The sequence below is a fragment of the Enterobacter cloacae complex sp. 394F7 genome, from assembly GCF_057320385.1.
In genome coordinates this window covers 179,007-195,151 of the sequence record NZ_JBXWCS010000002.1, presented here as the reverse complement: position 1 = coordinate 195,151, position 16,145 = coordinate 179,007, and the positions used below count along the sequence as shown (strand labels likewise).

General features: G+C 56.4%; 16 protein-coding genes and 2 pseudogenes. 11 read left to right on the top strand and 7 right to left on the bottom strand.

Translation table 11 applies throughout. The features are described from left to right. Positions 1 to 82 precede the first annotated feature (82 nt). The 3 genes from prs to lolB form a co-directional block, all read right to left on the bottom strand. Positions 83 to 1,030: a ribose-phosphate diphosphokinase gene (prs, locus tag AC2FAK_RS03400; RefSeq protein ID WP_003856663.1), complete on the bottom strand. Its 948-nt coding sequence runs from the start codon at positions 1,028 to 1,030 to the stop codon at positions 83 to 85. 127 nt (positions 1,031 to 1,157) lie between these two features. Next, on the bottom strand, positions 1,158 to 2,027 hold the full coding sequence (gene ispE, locus AC2FAK_RS03395; protein ID WP_020690900.1) for a 4-(cytidine 5'-diphospho)-2-C-methyl-D-erythritol kinase: 870 nt from the start codon (positions 2,025 to 2,027) through the stop codon (positions 1,158 to 1,160). Further along, the gene (gene lolB, locus AC2FAK_RS03390; protein ID WP_013096231.1) at positions 2,024 to 2,635 is read right to left on the bottom strand and encodes a lipoprotein insertase outer membrane protein LolB; all 612 of its coding nucleotides are present in this window, start codon (positions 2,633 to 2,635) and stop codon (positions 2,024 to 2,026) included. Before lolB ends, ispE begins: the two co-directional genes overlap by 4 nt. A gap of 201 nt (positions 2,636 to 2,836) precedes the next feature. On the opposite strand from lolB, the gene hemA reads away from it, so the two are divergent. The 7 genes and pseudogenes from hemA to kdsA all read left to right on the top strand — a co-directional run bounded on the left by hemA (position 2,837) and on the right by kdsA (position 8,085). Next, positions 2,837 to 4,093: a glutamyl-tRNA reductase gene (gene hemA, locus AC2FAK_RS03385; protein WP_047023012.1), complete on the top strand. Its 1,257-nt coding sequence runs from the start codon at positions 2,837 to 2,839 to the stop codon at positions 4,091 to 4,093. Positions 4,094 to 4,134: 41 nt separating this feature from the next. Next, the gene (prfA, locus tag AC2FAK_RS03380; RefSeq protein WP_013096233.1) at positions 4,135 to 5,217 is read left to right on the top strand and encodes a peptide chain release factor 1; all 1,083 of its coding nucleotides are present in this window, start codon (positions 4,135 to 4,137) and stop codon (positions 5,215 to 5,217) included. Then, complete coding sequence (gene prmC / locus AC2FAK_RS03375; RefSeq protein WP_023620824.1) at positions 5,217 to 6,047, top strand: peptide chain release factor N(5)-glutamine methyltransferase; 831 nt, start codon at positions 5,217 to 5,219, stop codon at positions 6,045 to 6,047. The genes prfA and prmC overlap by 1 nt, the downstream gene beginning before the upstream one ends. Further along, positions 6,023 to 6,115, top strand: a pseudogene (locus AC2FAK_RS03370) (siroheme synthase); the annotation flags it as partial. The gene prmC and the pseudogene AC2FAK_RS03370, both read left to right, overlap by 25 nt. A 123-nt stretch (positions 6,116 to 6,238) precedes the next feature. Further along, a pseudogene (locus AC2FAK_RS03365) lies at positions 6,239 to 6,381 on the top strand (SirB2 family protein); the annotation flags it as partial. Positions 6,382 to 6,384: 3 nt separating this feature from the next. Then, a complete protein-coding gene (sirB1, locus tag AC2FAK_RS03360; RefSeq protein WP_013096236.1) occupies positions 6,385 to 7,194 on the top strand; it encodes an invasion regulator SirB1 in 810 nt (269 codons plus the stop codon). A 36-nt stretch (positions 7,195 to 7,230) separates the two neighbouring features. Then, complete coding sequence (gene kdsA / locus AC2FAK_RS03355; protein WP_013096237.1) at positions 7,231 to 8,085, top strand: 3-deoxy-8-phosphooctulonate synthase; 855 nt, start codon at positions 7,231 to 7,233, stop codon at positions 8,083 to 8,085. A gap of 113 nt (positions 8,086 to 8,198) precedes the next feature. On the opposite strand, the gene chaA is transcribed toward kdsA, so the two are convergent. Next, entirely contained in the window at positions 8,199 to 9,299 is a 1,101-nt protein-coding gene (gene chaA, locus AC2FAK_RS03350; protein ID WP_013096238.1) for a sodium-potassium/proton antiporter ChaA, read from the bottom strand. Positions 9,300 to 9,569: 270 nt separating this feature from the next. Between chaA and chaB the strand changes: the two genes are divergently transcribed. Together chaB and AC2FAK_RS03340 are read left to right on the top strand one after the other, a co-directional pair. Beyond that, entirely contained in the window at positions 9,570 to 9,800 is a 231-nt protein-coding gene (chaB, locus tag AC2FAK_RS03345; RefSeq protein ID WP_013096240.1) for a putative cation transport regulator ChaB, read from the top strand. 177 nt (positions 9,801 to 9,977) lie between these two features. Next, positions 9,978 to 10,673, top strand: coding sequence for a gamma-glutamylcyclotransferase (locus AC2FAK_RS03340; protein ID WP_013096242.1), 696 nt, complete (start codon positions 9,978 to 9,980; stop codon positions 10,671 to 10,673). Between the two features lie 41 nt (positions 10,674 to 10,714). On the opposite strand, the gene AC2FAK_RS03335 is transcribed toward AC2FAK_RS03340, so the two are convergent. From AC2FAK_RS03335 to AC2FAK_RS03325, 3 genes are all read right to left on the bottom strand, one after another. Next, positions 10,715 to 10,954 carry a DUF1883 domain-containing protein gene (locus AC2FAK_RS03335; protein WP_013096243.1) on the bottom strand — a complete coding sequence of 80 codons (240 nt, stop codon included), beginning with the start codon at positions 10,952 to 10,954 and terminating at the stop codon, positions 10,715 to 10,717. A 212-nt stretch (positions 10,955 to 11,166) separates the two neighbouring features. Continuing rightward, positions 11,167 to 12,951 carry a methyl-accepting chemotaxis protein gene (locus AC2FAK_RS03330; protein WP_020690904.1) on the bottom strand — a complete coding sequence of 595 codons (1,785 nt, stop codon included), beginning with the start codon at positions 12,949 to 12,951 and terminating at the stop codon, positions 11,167 to 11,169. A 106-nt stretch (positions 12,952 to 13,057) separates the two neighbouring features. After that, a complete protein-coding gene (locus tag AC2FAK_RS03325; protein ID WP_485453289.1) occupies positions 13,058 to 13,411 on the bottom strand; it encodes a DsrE/DsrF/TusD sulfur relay family protein in 354 nt (117 codons plus the stop codon). A 72-nt stretch (positions 13,412 to 13,483) separates the two neighbouring features. On the opposite strand from AC2FAK_RS03325, the gene nasR reads away from it, so the two are divergent. After that, positions 13,484 to 14,668, top strand: a complete 1,185-nt coding sequence (gene nasR / locus AC2FAK_RS03320) for a nitrate regulatory protein NasR (protein WP_040022161.1) — start codon at positions 13,484 to 13,486, stop codon at positions 14,666 to 14,668. Positions 14,669 to 14,896: 228 nt separating this feature from the next. Next, the gene (locus AC2FAK_RS03315) at positions 14,897 to 16,144 is read left to right on the top strand and encodes a CmpA/NrtA family ABC transporter substrate-binding protein (RefSeq protein WP_095454523.1); all 1,248 of its coding nucleotides are present in this window, start codon (positions 14,897 to 14,899) and stop codon (positions 16,142 to 16,144) included. Position 16,145: the final 1 nt, after the last annotated feature.

Sequence of the window (16,145 nt, the reverse complement as noted above, 5' to 3'; positions counted from 1 at the left end):
GCAGGTGAAGGAGGCATTAATCATACAAATAAAACCCAGAGACAAAAAAACCCGCCGCAGCGGGTTTTTCGGCCGTGTTCGATTAGTGTTCGAACATTGCAGAGATGGATTCTTCGTTGCTGATACGACGAATCGCTTCGGCCAGCATCCCGGACAGGGTCAGGGTACGTACGTTTGGCAGTGCCTTGATCTCGTCACTCAGTGGGATGGTATCGCATACCACAACTTCGTCAATGACGGAGTTACGGAGGTTGTTTACCGCATTACCGGAGAAGATCGGGTGAGTCGCGTACGCGAACACGCGCTTGGCACCACGCTCTTTCAACGCTTCAGCGGCTTTACACAGCGTACCGCCGGTATCGATCATGTCGTCAACCAGCACGCAGTCACGGCCAGCAACGTCACCGATGATGTGCATCACCTGAGAAACGTTAGCGCGCGGACGGCGTTTGTCGATGATTGCCATGTCGGTATCGTTCAGCAGCTTAGCGATAGCTCGGGCACGTACCACGCCGCCGATGTCCGGAGACACCACAATTGGGTTGTCCAGGTTCAGCTGCAGCATATCTTCCAGCAGGATTGGGCTGCCGAATACGTTATCAACCGGGACGTCGAAGAAGCCCTGAATCTGCTCTGCGTGCAGGTCAACGGTCAGTACGCGGTCAACGCCAACGCTGGAGAGGAAGTCCGCGACAACTTTAGCGGTGATTGGCACACGCGCGGAACGGACGCGACGGTCCTGGCGGGCATAGCCAAAGTAAGGGATTACAGCAGTGATACGGCCTGCAGAAGCGCGACGCAGGGCATCGACCATAACAACCAATTCCATCAGGTTGTCATTCGTTGGAGCACAGGTGGACTGGATGATGAAAATATCACCACCGCGTACATTTTCGTTAATTTGTACGCTGACTTCGCCGTCGCTAAAGCGACCTACAGCGGCGTCGCCGAGGGAAGTGTACAGGCGGTTGGCAATACGTTGTGCTAGTTCCGGGGTGGCGTTACCAGCAAAAAGCTTCATATCAGGCACGAGAAGAACCTCAGGCATGCGTCCAGTGGTGGATAGCGTTCGCCGCAAACTGTGCGGGGCCAGGCGAAATGCTATCCAGGCGGTGTATTAAAGAGCGCGATGCAACGTCTGGAACAGGGTGACGTTGTCACCGAAACTCAGTCTGCGCCAGAATGGCCTGCTGTAGGGGGGAGGTGTTCATCCCGCGCGCTACAAAACCATGCAGCCAATCCGGCGCTTGCTCAAGCACCTGACGAGCGGCGGATTCGGTGTCAAATTCAGCAAAGACACAGGCCCCTGTACCAGTCAGGCGCGACGGCGCGTATTCTAACAGCCAGGAAAGCGCCGCATCAACCTCGCGAAAACGTTTTCTTGCGATAACCTCGCAATCGTTGCTGAATTCACAATTTAATAACGTTTCTATTGACCGCGCCGGGGTATTGCGTGGCAGCTCAGGATCTTTGAAGATGACCGGAGTCGGAATGCTGACGCCTGGATGGGCTACGAGGTACCATTTTTCCGGCGGTTCAACCGGGGAGAGGATTTCACCCACCCCTTCAGCAAATGCTGCATGACCGCGCACAAACACCGGGACATCCGCCCCCAGCGTTAACCCTAACGCGGCCAGTTCATCCGTTGACAATCCGCAGCCCCAGAGATGATTCAGGGCGACCAGGACGGTCGCGGCATTGGATGAACCGCCACCCAGCCCACCGCCCATCGGCAGACGCTTCTCAATGCGAATATCCGCACCGCTCCCGGCGGGCAAGCGCCCGGTGTCAGCCGCTGCGTTCATCAGCAGACGCGCGGCGCGCACGATCAGGTTATCCTCATGCGCTACGCCTTCCACCGGCGTCAGCAGACAGATCTGCCCGTCCTGACGCAGCTCAATCGAGAGCGTGTCGCCATAATCGATAAACTGAAACAGCGTCTGCAGGGTGTGATACCCGTCAGCACGTTGGCCGGTGATATATAAAAACAGGTTAAGTTTTGCCGGAGAGGGCCAGTGGGTCATCATTTAACGATCCAGTTGTCCATTTTCAGCTTGATGCGCTGGCTACCCTGCGTCAGCTCCATATTCGACGGCAGCGACGGTTTACTGTTGCTGTCATAGGCGCTGTACACCACCTTCCAGGTTTTACCGTTCTGCGTGTAGTTCACCTGGCTCAGACGGTACTGATCGTCCAGGGTGTAGTCGGTGGCGTCACCCGGCAGGCCCAGGATCCACTGGCGCAGGCTGTTCAGCGGGATAGGCATTCCGGTCAGTTTGCCAATCATCTCTTCCGCGTCGGTGGCGGTGTAGTGCTGGCCTTTGTTATCCGTGATCTGCGCTTCACCCGGCTTAGCGTTAAGCTCCAGCTCGGTACTGCCCAACGGGTTCAGCAGCAGCAGGCGGTAGTTATCCTGCCCCGTTTGTTGCCAGAAGAAGCGGGCATAAACCTTTTGTTCGTCAGAGAGATAAGCAAACGCGCCGCGGGTCTGGTACTGACTTAAATTACGTACGTCCTGCTGGTGCTGACGCCACTGTGGTGAGTCAGGGCTTTTGCCCGGGCCTTTTGGTTGAGTGACAGAACATGCGGTCAGAACCAGTGCTGCCAGCGGCAGCAGGCGAATCAGTCGGGTCATGATGAGGACAAATCCTTGAGATACGTTGCAGTTATAACTGTTAATGCTAGCGTTGAAGGGTGTCACCGTCTACGTTCAAATTATCTCAAAGCGTTGAGTAACCTATTACTCCGAAAGGGGGCAGTCTCTTTTATTGATCTCGCGCATCCTGTATGATGCGTCTTGCTAACCTTATTAACGCTGGTACTACTCCCGCTCAACATGACCCTATTAGCACTCGGCATCAATCACAAAACCGCCCCGGTTTCGCTGCGAGAACGCGTCACGTTTTCGCCGGATACGCTTGACCTGGCGCTGGATAGCCTGCTTGCACAACCGATGGTGCAGGGCGGGGTGGTGCTCTCGACGTGCAACCGTACCGAGCTTTACTTAAGCGTGGAAGAGCAGGATAACCTGCATGAAGCGCTGATCCGCTGGTTATGCGACTACCACAATCTCAACGAAGACGAGCTGCGTAAGAGCCTGTACTGGCATCAGGATAACGATGCGGTGAGCCATCTTATGCGTGTCGCGAGCGGTCTGGATTCGCTGGTGCTGGGCGAGCCGCAAATTCTCGGTCAGGTAAAAAAAGCGTTTGCGGATTCGCAAAAAGGGCATCTCAAAGCCAGCGAGCTGGAGCGTATGTTCCAGAAGTCATTCTCCGTGGCGAAGCGTGTGCGAACCGAAACCGACATTGGTGCCAGTGCGGTTTCTGTTGCGTTCGCGGCCTGTACCCTTGCACGTCAAATCTTCGAATCCCTGTCGACCGTCACCGTCATGCTGGTCGGCGCGGGCGAAACCATTGAGCTTGTGGCGCGCCATCTGCGCGAACATAAAGTGAAAAAGATGGTTATCGCCAACCGTACCCGCGAGCGTGCGCAGGTGCTGGCAGACGAAGTCGGGGCCGAGGTGATTGCGCTGAGCGAGATCGACGAACGTCTGAAAGAGGCGGACATCATCATTAGCTCGACGGCCAGCCCGCTGCCGATTATCGGTAAAGGGATGGTAGAGCGCGCGCTGAAATCCCGTCGTAATCAGCCAATGCTGCTGGTGGATATCGCCGTTCCGCGTGATGTCGAACCGGAGGTCGGCAAACTGGCCAACGCCTATCTCTACAGCGTGGATGATCTGCAAAGCATCATTTCGCACAACCTTGCCCAGCGTAAAGCGGCAGCGGTGCAGGCGGAAACCATTGTCGAGCAGGAAACCAGTGAATTTATGGCCTGGCTGCGCGCGCAAAGCGTCAGCGAGACCATCCGCGAATACCGCGGTCAGGCGGAGCAGGTGCGTGATGACCTGACTGCCAAAGCGTTAGCAGCTCTGGAACAGGGCGGCGACGCAAACGCTATTATGCAGGATCTGGCCTGGAAACTGACCAATCGCTTGATCCATGCACCAACCAAATCACTCCAGCAGGCTGCCCGTGACGGGGACGATGAACGCCTGACTATTCTGCGCAACAGCCTCGGGCTGGAATAGCGCCCTATACCCATTTTCTATTACAAGGTGCACTTACGCCTATGAAGCCTTCTATCGTCGCTAAACTGGAAGCTCTGCACGAGCGCCATGAAGAAGTCCAGGCGCTGCTCGGCGATGCCGGGACCATTGCGGACCAGGAACGTTTTCGCGCACTGTCGCGTGAATATGCGCAGTTAAGTGATGTTTCAAAATGCTTTACCGACTGGCAACAGGTTCAGGAAGATATCGAAACCGCGCAAATGATGCTCGACGATCCTGAAATGCGCGAAATGGCGCAGGAAGAGCTGCAGGATGCCAAAGCGCGCTCAGAAGAGATGGAGCAACAGCTGCAGGTGCTTCTGCTACCGAAAGATCCAGACGACGAGCGTAATGCGTTTGTGGAAGTCCGCGCCGGAACGGGCGGTGATGAGGCGGCACTGTTCGCCGGAGACCTGTTCCGCATGTACAGCCGTTACGCCGAATCGCGTCGCTGGCGCGTGGAGATCATGAGCGCCAACGAAGGCGAGCACGGCGGTTTTAAAGAGGTGATCGCCAAAATCAGCGGTGACGGCGTGTACGGCCGTCTCAAGTTTGAGTCCGGCGGCCATCGCGTGCAGCGTGTACCGGCGACCGAGTCGCAGGGCCGTATTCACACTTCAGCCTGCACGGTTGCGGTGATGCCAGAGCTGCCGGAAGCGGAACTGCCGGACATTAACCCGGCCGATCTGCGTATTGATACCTTCCGTTCTTCCGGGGCGGGGGGTCAGCACGTTAACACCACCGACTCCGCCATCCGTATTACCCACCTGCCAACCGGCATTGTGGTGGAGTGTCAGGACGAACGTTCTCAGCACAAAAACAAAGCCAAAGCGCTGTCCGTGCTGGGTGCGCGTATTCACGCGGCGGAAATGGCCAAACGTCAGCAGGCGGAAGCGTCAACCCGTCGTAACCTGCTGGGCAGCGGCGATCGTAGCGACCGTAACCGTACCTACAACTTCCCGCAGGGCCGCGTGACCGACCACCGCATCAACCTGACGTTATACCGTCTGGATGAGGTGATGGAAGGCAAGCTCGATATGCTGATTGAGCCTATCGTGCAGGAATACCAGGCCGACCAGCTGGCGGCATTGTCCGAGCAGGAATAATGGATTTTCAGAGCTGGTTACGCCAGGCCACCGGCGCGCTCTCTGACAGTGAAAGCCCGAAGCGCGACGCCGAAATTTTGCTGGGATATGTGACGGGAAAAGCCCGCACGTATCTGCTGGCCTTCGGTGAAACCGAACTGACCGTAGAGCAGGAGGCGCAACTGGCCGCGCTGCTCGCCCGCCGTAAAACCGGCGAGCCGGTGGCGCATCTGGTCGGGGAGCGCGAGTTCTGGTCGTTACCCTTGTTAGTCTCAGCAGCGACGCTGATCCCGCGTCCTGACACCGAATGTCTGGTGGAGCAGGCGCTGGCGCGGTTACCCGCAGCGGCCAGCCGCATTCTCGATCTTGGAACGGGCACTGGCGCAATCGCGCTGGCGCTCGCCACCGAGCGGCCCGATTGCGCGGTAACGGCGGTCGATGTGATGCCCGACGCGGTGGCACTTGCGCAGCGTAACGTTGAGCGACTGGGCGTGACTAATGTGACCGTGCAGCAAAGCAGCTGGTTCAGTGCGCTGGAGAAGCAGACGTTCGCGATGATTGTCAGTAATCCGCCCTATATTGACGAACATGACCCGCATCTTGCGCAGGGGGATGTTCGCTTTGAACCGCTGACGGCGCTGGTCGCAGGTAATGCAGGGCTGGCCGATCTGGAACACATTGTGACAACGTCACGACAACATCTCCTGCCCGGCGGCTGGCTGCTGGTGGAGCATGGCTGGACGCAGGGGGAGGCGGTGCGTGGGCTCTTCAGGCAGACGGGTTATGCTGCTGTCGAGACCTGCCGCGACTACGGCGGTAACGAGCGTCTGACGCTGGGGCAGTGGCAGTGAAAACAGGTTATCTGCCATTTACTGATAAAGGCGCATGGCTGACTGAAAAGCTGTTTGGCGTTATCATCTATACCCAAAATAATTCGAGTTGCATGAAGGCGGCAAGAGAGCGAGTCCTCAGGAGCATAGTTAACTATGTGACTGAGGTGAGCGAGCGCAGCCAACGCGCATGCAGCTTGAAGTATGATGGGTATATATCGTTTTGGGTTTTATCGCGCCTGGACGTCGTCGTCCGCGCAGCCAGCAGGTCGGGTTTATCGCCTTTCTGCTGGGTCTGGTGGTGCTGTACATCATCATTAAACTCGCCACCACTAGAATACCGTTACTGGGGTAAGTCATGAGGTCCTTAGCCGATTTCGAATTTAATAAAGTGCCGCTCTGCGATGGCATGATCCTGATTTCGGAGATGATTCGCGACGATTTCACGTCGCAGTATGTCTACGATGAGCTGGAAAGTCTGGTCAGCCTGGCGCGCGAAGAGATCAATCAGGCGCGTCCGCAGGACTGGCAACTGGAAAAGCTGCTGGAGCTTTTCTACGGCGAGTGGGGTTTCTGCGACACGCGTGGCGTGTATCGCCTGTCTGACGCATTATGGCTGGACCAGGTCTTAAAAAATCGTCAGGGCAGCGCCGTTGCGCTGGGCTCTATTTTGCTGTGGATCGCGCACCGTCTGGATATTCCACTGGTGCCGGTCATTTTCCCGACGCAGATGATCCTGCGTGCCGAGTGGCTGGACGGGGAGATGTGGTTAATCAATCCGTTTAACGGCGATACGCTGGATGAACATACGCTGGATGTCTGGCTGAAAGGTAATATCAGCCCGGTGGCCGAGCTCTTTAACGAAGATCTCGACGAAGCCGATAACGCCGAAGTGATCCGCAAGCTGCTGGATACGCTGAAATCTGCACTGATGGAAGAGCGGCAGATGGAGCTGGCCTTGCGCGCCAGCGAAGTGCTGCTGCAGTTTAATCCGGAAGACCCGTACGAAATTCGCGACCGCGGGCTGATTTATGCCCAGCTCGACTGCGAGCATGTGGCGCTGAACGATTTAAGCTATTTCGTCGAGCAATGCCCGGAAGACCCGATCAGCGAAATGATTCGCGCGCAGATCAACGCGATCTCGCACAAACAAATTACACTGCATTAATCTTAAATCCGATTCACACCTGAATAAGGCGATCCTATGAAACAAAAAGTGGTTAGCATTGGTGATATCAACGTGGCAAACGACCTGCCGTTCGTGCTGTTTGGCGGTATGAACGTGCTGGAATCCCGCGATCTCGCCATGCGTATTTGCGAGCACTACGTGACCGTGACCCAGAAGCTGGGCATCCCGTACGTGTTTAAAGCCTCTTTTGACAAAGCCAACCGCTCTTCCATTCACTCCTACCGTGGCCCGGGCCTGGAAGAGGGGATGAAAATTTTCCAGGAGCTGAAGCAGACCTTTGGCGTGAAAGTGATCACCGACGTTCACGAGGCATCTCAGGCGCAGCCTGTGGCTGACGTGGTTGACGTTATTCAGTTGCCAGCGTTCCTGGCTCGTCAGACTGACCTGGTGGAAGCGATGGCCAAAACCGGTGCGGTCATCAACGTGAAGAAGCCGCAGTTCGTGAGCCCAGGCCAGATGGGGAACATCGTCGATAAGTTTATCGAAGGCGGTAACGACAAGGTGATCCTGTGCGACCGTGGTTCCAACTTCGGTTACGACAACCTGGTTGTGGATATGCTGGGCTTCACCGTGATGAAAAACGTCTCTAACCAGTCTCCGGTGATCTTTGACGTGACCCACTCTCTGCAGTGCCGCGACCCGTTTGGTGCCGCGTCTGGTGGCCGTCGTGCGCAGGTGACCGAACTGGCGCGCGCCGGTATGGCGACCGGCCTGGCGGGTCTGTTCATTGAAGCGCACCCGGATCCGGCGAATGCGAAATGCGACGGTCCATCCGCGCTGCCGCTGGACAAACTGGAGCCGTTCCTGAAACAGATCAAAGCGATTGACGATCTGGTGAAGAGCTTCGACGAGCTGGATACCAGCAACTAATAAAAAACCCGCTTCGGCGGGTTTTTTATGGGACATATTGCCGGGTGGCGCTGCGCTTACCCGGCCTACAAAACCCGTAGGCCCTGCAAGCGAAGCGCCGCTGGGCAAAAAGGCTACGCAAAAATTGTCATTAAGTACGCCACAAAAAGCGCCATATGCGCCGCGCCGTTGAGTACATTGGTGCGCCCGGTTGAGAACGAAATCTGACACAGCAGCAGTGACGCTACCATTACAATCATCTCCGGCGCGCCCAGCGCAAACTGCAGCTCGTTACCGGTCATAAAGGCAATCAGCGTCACCACCGGAACGGTAAGCGAAATGGTCGCCAGTACCGAGCCGAAGAACAGGTTCATGGCGCGCTGTACCTGATTGTTCAGCACCGCTTTCAGCGCGCCCAGCCCTTCCGGCGAGAGGATCAGCAGCGCCACCAGGAAGCCGGTAAACGCCACCGGGGCATTCATCTCGGTTAACAGTGTCTCCAGCGGGTTGGCGTTCATCTTGGTGACGGCGATAACCGCAATCAGATGTACGATCAGCCAAACCGTGTGCCACGCGCTGCTGTGGGCGGACGGTTTGCCATGGTGCGGGTCATCGTCGTCGCTGTCATCTTCATGCTCATACACAAACAGACTCTGGTGCGTTTTGGTCTGAATCAACAGGAACACGCCATACATGGCGGCGGAAATCAATGCGACCAGCAGCGCCTGACCGGTAGAGAAGTTTGCTCCCGGCAGCGCCATCGGGAAGACCAGCACGATAATCGCCAGCGGGAACAGGGCGATCAAATACTGTTTAATGCCAAACAGGTTCATGTACTGAGTGGCGAACTTACGGCCGCCCAGCAACAGTGAAAAGCCCACCAGACCACCGGTCACAATCATAATGATGGAATAGAGCGTATCGCGCATCAGGGTTGGCGCGGCGTCGCCGGTCGCCATCAGCGCGGAAATGAGGCTGACCTCAAGAATCACAACGGAAAGGCTGAGAATTAACGATCCATACGGCTCGCCCAGACGGTGGGCCAGGACATCGGCATGGCGAACCACGCTAAAGGCACTGGTTAAAATCCCTACCAGCGCAAGAATATTGATACCAACCACCACTGGCAGTGACTGACTGCTTCCCCAGAAGAGCAGCACAGCCAGTGCCAGAACCGGGAAAATGAGCGACGTCTCCTTGTGGCGGGTTTTTACCGCCTCGTGTGCTGCTGTCATGTGTTTCTCCATCAATGCAGGTGCTTGTAATTATAGATAGAATTTTGAGGTCATTACATTAACAGATCTCTGTTAAATACCCTTTATTTTTTACTTAATTTTACCCTAATCCTGTTTTAAGTCTCCTGACATTCATAATGCCATCTTTTTGATTAATACATATTAAATAACATGTAATTAACTTCATTAATTCTTCAAAATTGATCCGCGACTGGCAGCTTGCAGCATCGTCGTCCACACTTATCTTTTTAAGCAAAATAGAGGTTAGTGATGCCATATAAAACGAAACGCGATTTACCCGATAACGTGCAAAACGTACTGCCCGCACATGCGCAGGATATCTATAAAGAGGCGTTTAACAGCGCCTGGGATCAATACAAAGATAAAGACGATCGTCGGGACGATGCCAGCCGGGAAGAGACGGCGCATAAAGTGGCCTGGGCGGCAGTAAAACATGACTACGAGAAAGGAGACGATGATAAATGGCATAAAAAGAAATAGCCGTAAAATAATAAGCTGCCTTCATTTTGACTTTTCAGGCGGTTGAACTGCCGTTGTATTGCAACTGGCCCGCGAATTGCTTATCGTTATTCAACTGCTGGCAAAATGACCAGTAGATAATGCCGGGAAGGTGAATTACAGATGTCGCAAGGAAGCATGCAGTGGCGGAGGTGTAAACTGTTAACGCGTGATTTCTTAATGAAGGCAGATTGTAAGACGGCATTTGGTGCTATTGAGGAATCGCTTCTCTGGTCAGCTGAACAACGTGCGGCGTCGCTCGCTGCCACGCTTGCCTGCCGCCCGGATGATGGCCCGGTATGGATTTTTGGCTACGGTTCGCTGATGTGGAACCCGGCTCTGGAATTTGTCGAATCGGCGACAGGTACGCTCCCGGGGTGGCATCGCGCATTTTGTCTGCGATTAACCGCCGGACGCGGAAGTGCCTGTCAGCCGGGACGTATGCTTGCACTGAAAGAGGGCGGACGCACCACGGGGGTGGCGTATCGCCTGCCGGATGCCACCCTCGAAGAGGAGCTGACGCTGCTCTGGAAGCGCGAGATGATCACCGGCTGCTATATGCCAAGCTGGTGCAAGCTGGAACTTGATGACGGACGCACCGTCAACGCGCTGGTGTTTATTATGGATCCGCGCCATCCCCTGTATGAAGCGGATACCCGCACGCAGGTGATCGCGCCGTTGATTGCGGCGGCCAGCGGACCGCTCGGTACAAACGCGCAGTATCTGTTTTCACTCGATCAGGAACTGACGCGCCTCGGCATGCAGGACGAGTGTCTGAATGAGCTGGTAGCGAAGGTGAAAGCGCTGCTGGAAGGAAATCCGCTGAATAACCCGCTGCGTCCGGGTTTTGCCTGATAATACGCCCGGCTGCGAGAGTGCAGACCGGGCGTCTGTTTTTAAGCGGCCACGTAGCTGACTGAGTGTTCGAGTGACTGACTATGGCTGTCAATCAGGACATCCCATGTGCCGGTATAAGGGACGGTTAGCCACGCCTTATCATCCTGCACGGTCAGGATATCTGCCTGCGATTGTTTTTGTGCCTTCGCACTCATCAAATGAATACGGCAGCGCTCTGAACAACGCACCACTACCGTATCCCCGCCAAACAGTTTCAAACTTGTTTTTACCAGTGCCATTTATTTACCCCGTAGTCTTAAACAACGCTCTCCCTGCTGCCATTTCCGAGCGTGATGTTGTTCACAATTCACTCATGGCATAACACCAAAGGGGGAGCGTCGGGATGCTGATTTTGATCAAAAAATGGCATAACGTTTAAACAAAAATGACAAAATACCTGAAAGCATTCAGCTGGCGCGCATTTACACGGTGAAGGCGCGCCAGAAGAAAATTAAATGCGGAAATGTCCGGCAGTTTCAGCAAGGTCGCCCGCCTGGCTCTGCAGGGCGCTGGCGGCTGCGGCGGATTGCACCACCAGTTCAGCGTTCTGCTGCACCATTCTGTCGAGGTGCGTGACAGCATGGTTGATCTCATGGATGCCTTTCATCTGCTCGCTGGTGGCGATGGAAATTTCACGCATGATACCCGAGACGCTGCCGATGCTGGCGCGGATCTCATCCATGCTTTCCCCGGCCAGGTGTACATAGCGGGAGCCGGTTGCCACGCTGTCGGTGGTGGAGTCGATAAGCGATTTGATCTCCTTCGCCGCCTGGGCGCTGCGGCTTGCCAGGTTACGCACTTCGCCTGCCACCACGGCAAACCCGCGGCCCTGCTCACCGGCGCGCGCCGCTTCCACCGAGGCGTTCAGCGCCAGGATATTGGTCTGGAAGGCGATGCCATCAATCACGCTGGTGATATCGCCAATTTTTGCCGAAGCCACTTCAATGGATTGCATGGTGCTGATGGCCTGAGAGACGACCTCACCGCCGCGTGAGGCCGCAGCGGAGGCTTTACTGGCCTGTTCATTCGCTTCTGCCGCGGACTCATTTGACTGAGTCACCGACGCGGTGATCTGCTCTACGGCGCTGGCGGTTTCACGCAGGCTGGAGGCTGCCTGCTCGGTGCGCCCGGAGAGATCCTGGTTGCCAGCCGCAATCTCCTGGGCGGCATTTTTCACCGAGGCGCTGGCATCACGCAGTTGGATCATCACCACCGAGAGCTTATCGCTAAAGGCGTTAAACGCCTGGGCGATTTGCGCCACTTCGTCGTTACCGCTCTCCGGCAGGCGCTGGGAGAGGTCGTTGGTACCGTTGGCGATGTTATGCATCGCGTCGCGGATATCGGACAACCGCTTGAGCAGGCGGGCTATCAGGATGTGGACAAGCGCGCCGCTCAGCAGGGCGAGGATCACCAGCGAGAGTGCCGAGGCTTTCAGCAGCGAGCGCATGCCGGAGGTGGCGTCGTTATTGTCGAGCGCGACCACCAGCATCCAGTTTGTTCCCGGAACGGCCGTGGCGACGAGGGTTTTATCACCGCCGTCAAATGTGCCATCAACCGGTTCACCGCTTTTCAGGGTCGCTAAATCGGTGCCGGTAATGGTCTCAGCAAACGGTTTTAACGTCAGGGCCGGATCGTTGGCGGCGATAACGCTGCCGTCGCTGTTCAGAAGTAACCCGCTGCTGGCCGGGGTCGGGTGAATGCCGCGCACGTTAGCCACCACGCTATCCATGGCCACATCGCCCGCCACCACTGCTTTCAGGGTCCCGTTTTCTTTTACCGGCACCGCAAAAGTTACCACCAGTTTTCCGGTTCCGGCGTCCACGTAAGGCGCGGTCACCACCGGTCCGTCCTGGCTGACCACCTGCTGATACCAGGGGCGAATGGTCGGGTCATAATCCGCAGGCACGCCCGCAGGCTCAGAGAATTTCGCCGTTTTAGTGGCATAGCCCACATAGACGTTGGTGAAGCCTCCCGCCTGGGCGAGTTGTTTAAAGACCGGTACCGGGTCGTCACTCAGCGCCACGCTCTGGGCGGAGGTAATGACCGTCATTTTGCTTTTCACCCAGTCGGCAATCGCCATGTTATGGCTGGCGCTGGTGCTGGTCAGAATGTCACGCTGCGACTGCTGATTATCCTGGCGCGTGACCTGGAAATTAATGACGGTATTGAGAAGAAGGGCGACGACCAGACAGCCTGTCGTCGCGGCAATGATGCGAGCACGAATCGATCTGAACATAAGTGAAATACCTGCTGTGTTGTTTCCATGCCTATCGGCAACCCCGCAGGTAAACTTGATGCTGAAACCGCGTCCATAAGAAAATAATATTTTTACGGCTTTATTATTAAAAAGTTAATACTTTATCGGCGTCTAACGTCCACTCGGCCAGCTCGACAAGTGTGCCAATTTCCACGCCCTCAATCAGCGGCAGCCCGGTGATACCGCGCCCGTCAGTGCAGGTTTTGCAGGGCTTAACCGGCACGTTTTGCGCCGTCAGGATCTCCAGCATCTGCTGAATGTTGTAGCCCTCTGCCGGTTTTTGGCCTTTCAGACCGGCGGTGACCGCGTCGGACATCAAAAAGATCCGCAGATCCAGCTCGCTCGCGTTATCGCGCAATGCTATGGCCAGACGCAGGCTGTTAAAAAGGGATTCGCTGCCGTAGGCCGCCCCGTTGGCGACGATCACAATCTTCTGCATGTTAACTCCTGTTTATATTAAGGCACGAATATTGCTTCATTCTCCCAGGTAGGGTTATCCGGGAGAGTAAGCATGACATTAATGGCTGGCAATTCGTCGGGTGCAACCGAATGGCTCCAGCGCGCAAAAGCGTTGCGTCAGGAGCAGCTCAGCAAGCTGGCACAGCTGGGCGTACTGGTGAATGGCATTAGTCAACTGGTGCATATGCTACAGTGCGAGCGCGGTGCATCAAACGTCTGGCTCTGCTCACAGGGTAAGCTCTATGCCCCCGAATGCAAAGCCAGCCGGGCGCTGGTGGATGAAAATCTCACCATACTGTATGGCATTCTGGATAAACACTCCCCAGTGCCGGGCAGCGCCGTATGTGAGCGCATCGCCGCTGCGTTGCAGAGCCTTGAATCACTCCGCGCCCTGCGAGAAGGGGTGAATCAACAAACCGTTACCGCCCCGCAGGCGATGGAGCATTATTGTCGCATGCTTCGCCATCTGCTCAGTATCGTGCCGCAGCTCAACGACAGCATTGACGATCCGCAACTGGCGGGGCGTTTTGTTGCCCTGTACAGCCTGATGCAGGGCAAAGAGCTGGCGGGACAAGAGCGGGCGCTGGGGGCCATTGGCTTCACGCAGGGTTTTTTTGATGATGTCACCCGCCAGAGGCTGGTGGATCGCATTGACGGGCAGCAGGCCTGTTTTGAGATCTTTTTAAGCCACAGCCCGGCGGATGTGCAGAGCACCTTTTCCCGGAACTGCCAGCCCGACCGCGAGACGGAGCAACTCCGGCGTGTGGCCTGTACCCGCCAGCCTGCTGCGGATAATGGCGACACGGCGCTGAACTGGTTCGCCCTGCAAACGTCGCGTCTTGAGCACCTGCGTACCCTGGAGGAGATGGTTATCGCCGACCTGATGCTGGCGGTTGATGAGCGTATCCATCATGACCCTCAACATCCGGTAAGTGCCGATGAGAATGACGATCCGCTCGCGCTTTATCCGGACAAACCTTTGCTGCCGCTGGTTCGCCAGCAGGCTCGTGAAATAGAACAGCTTTCCCGCCAGCTCGCGACGCTGCGCGATACGCTGGAAGAGCGCAAGACCATTGATAAAGCCAAAAGCGTGCTGATGACCCACCACAACATGAGTGAGGAACAGGCGTGGACGGCGCTGCGCAAAATGGCGATGGACAAGAACCAGCGCATGGTGGATATCGCCCGCGCGCTGCTTACCGTGAAGCGATTGTGGCAGCTAACCCCTAAGGAGTAGCTGCACAATCAGTGGGCACGTTGTGCCTGATTGAGGTGCGTTTTTGCAGAGCCAGTGGGGCAAAAGCCATAAAAACAAGGCATTAAAACCTGGCATTCGCTTTGCATTATTTCAGTAACCAATTTTGACGGTGCGCCAACGGCGGTGCATCAGTCTTCGGGATAAAGGCGTCCAGCGGTGCTTCGGCACTGTCGGGCGCTTTTTTTTGTCTTTTTTTCAGGAGTGGTCATGGCGGATTTGTCGAGACGGCGTTTTTTGCAGGCCAGCGTGTTGGCGAGCAGTGCAATGTTGTTACCGGGTGTCATGCAGGCCGCGTGGGCGGCAGGCTCGGATAAACCCGAGCAGGAGACGGTGCGCATCGGGTTTATCCCGCTGACCGACTGCGCTCCGGTGGTCATCGCGGCGCTGAAAGGGTTCGATAAAAAGCATGGCATTACCATCGTGCCCACCAAAGAGGCGAGTTGGGCGGCCGTGCGCGACAAGTTAGTCGCGGGGGAGCTGGACGCGGCGCACATTCTTTACGGTCTGCTGTACGGACTGGAACTGGGGATCGCCGGTAAGCCACAGCAGATGGCGAATCTGATGACCCTCAACCAGAACGGCCAGGCGATTACGCTCTCTGCCGATCTGGCAGAGAAGGGCGTTCGCGATCTCGACGGGCTGAAGAAACTGATTGGTCAGCAGGCACCGGGCACGTACACCTTCGCGCATACCTTCCCGACGGGCACGCACGCCATGTGGCTCTACTACTGGCTGGCCAGTGCGGGCATTAACCCGTTTGACGATGTTCGCACCGTGGTGGTACCGCCGCCGCAGATGGTGATGAACATGCGCATTGGCAATATGGTCGGCTTTTGCGTCGGCGAGCCGTGGAATGCCCGGGCCATTAACGATCGCATCGGTTTTACCGCTGCAACGTCGCAGTCTATCTGGGCTGACCACCCGGAAAAAATCCTCGGTACCCGTCGCGACTGGGTGGAGAAAAATCCGCACACCGCGCGGGCGCTGGTGAGCGCAGTACTGGAAGCCGCGCGCTGGATCGACGCTTCACCGGAAAACAAACGTGAAACGGCGCAGATCCTCTCGCGTCGCGCATGGCTGAACACCAAAGAGCAGTACCTCACCGGACGGATGCTGGGTGAGTACGACAACGGGGTGGGCACGCGCTGGCAGGACGCGCATCCGATTCGTTTCTTCAACGACGGCGCCGTCAGCTACCCGTATCTCTCCGACGGCATGTGGTTCTTAACCCAGTTCCGCCGCTGGGGTTTGCTCAAAGCCGCGCCGGACTACGCGGGCATCGCGCAGCGCATTAACCAGACCGCGGTCTGGCAGGATGCCGCCACCGCGGTGGGGGGCATTACCACACCGACTTCACCACTACGCAGTAGCACCCTGATGGACGGCACCGTCTGGAACGGTACCGATCCTGAAGGCTATGCCAACCGCTTCGCTATTCACCGTAAAGGGGCCTGAT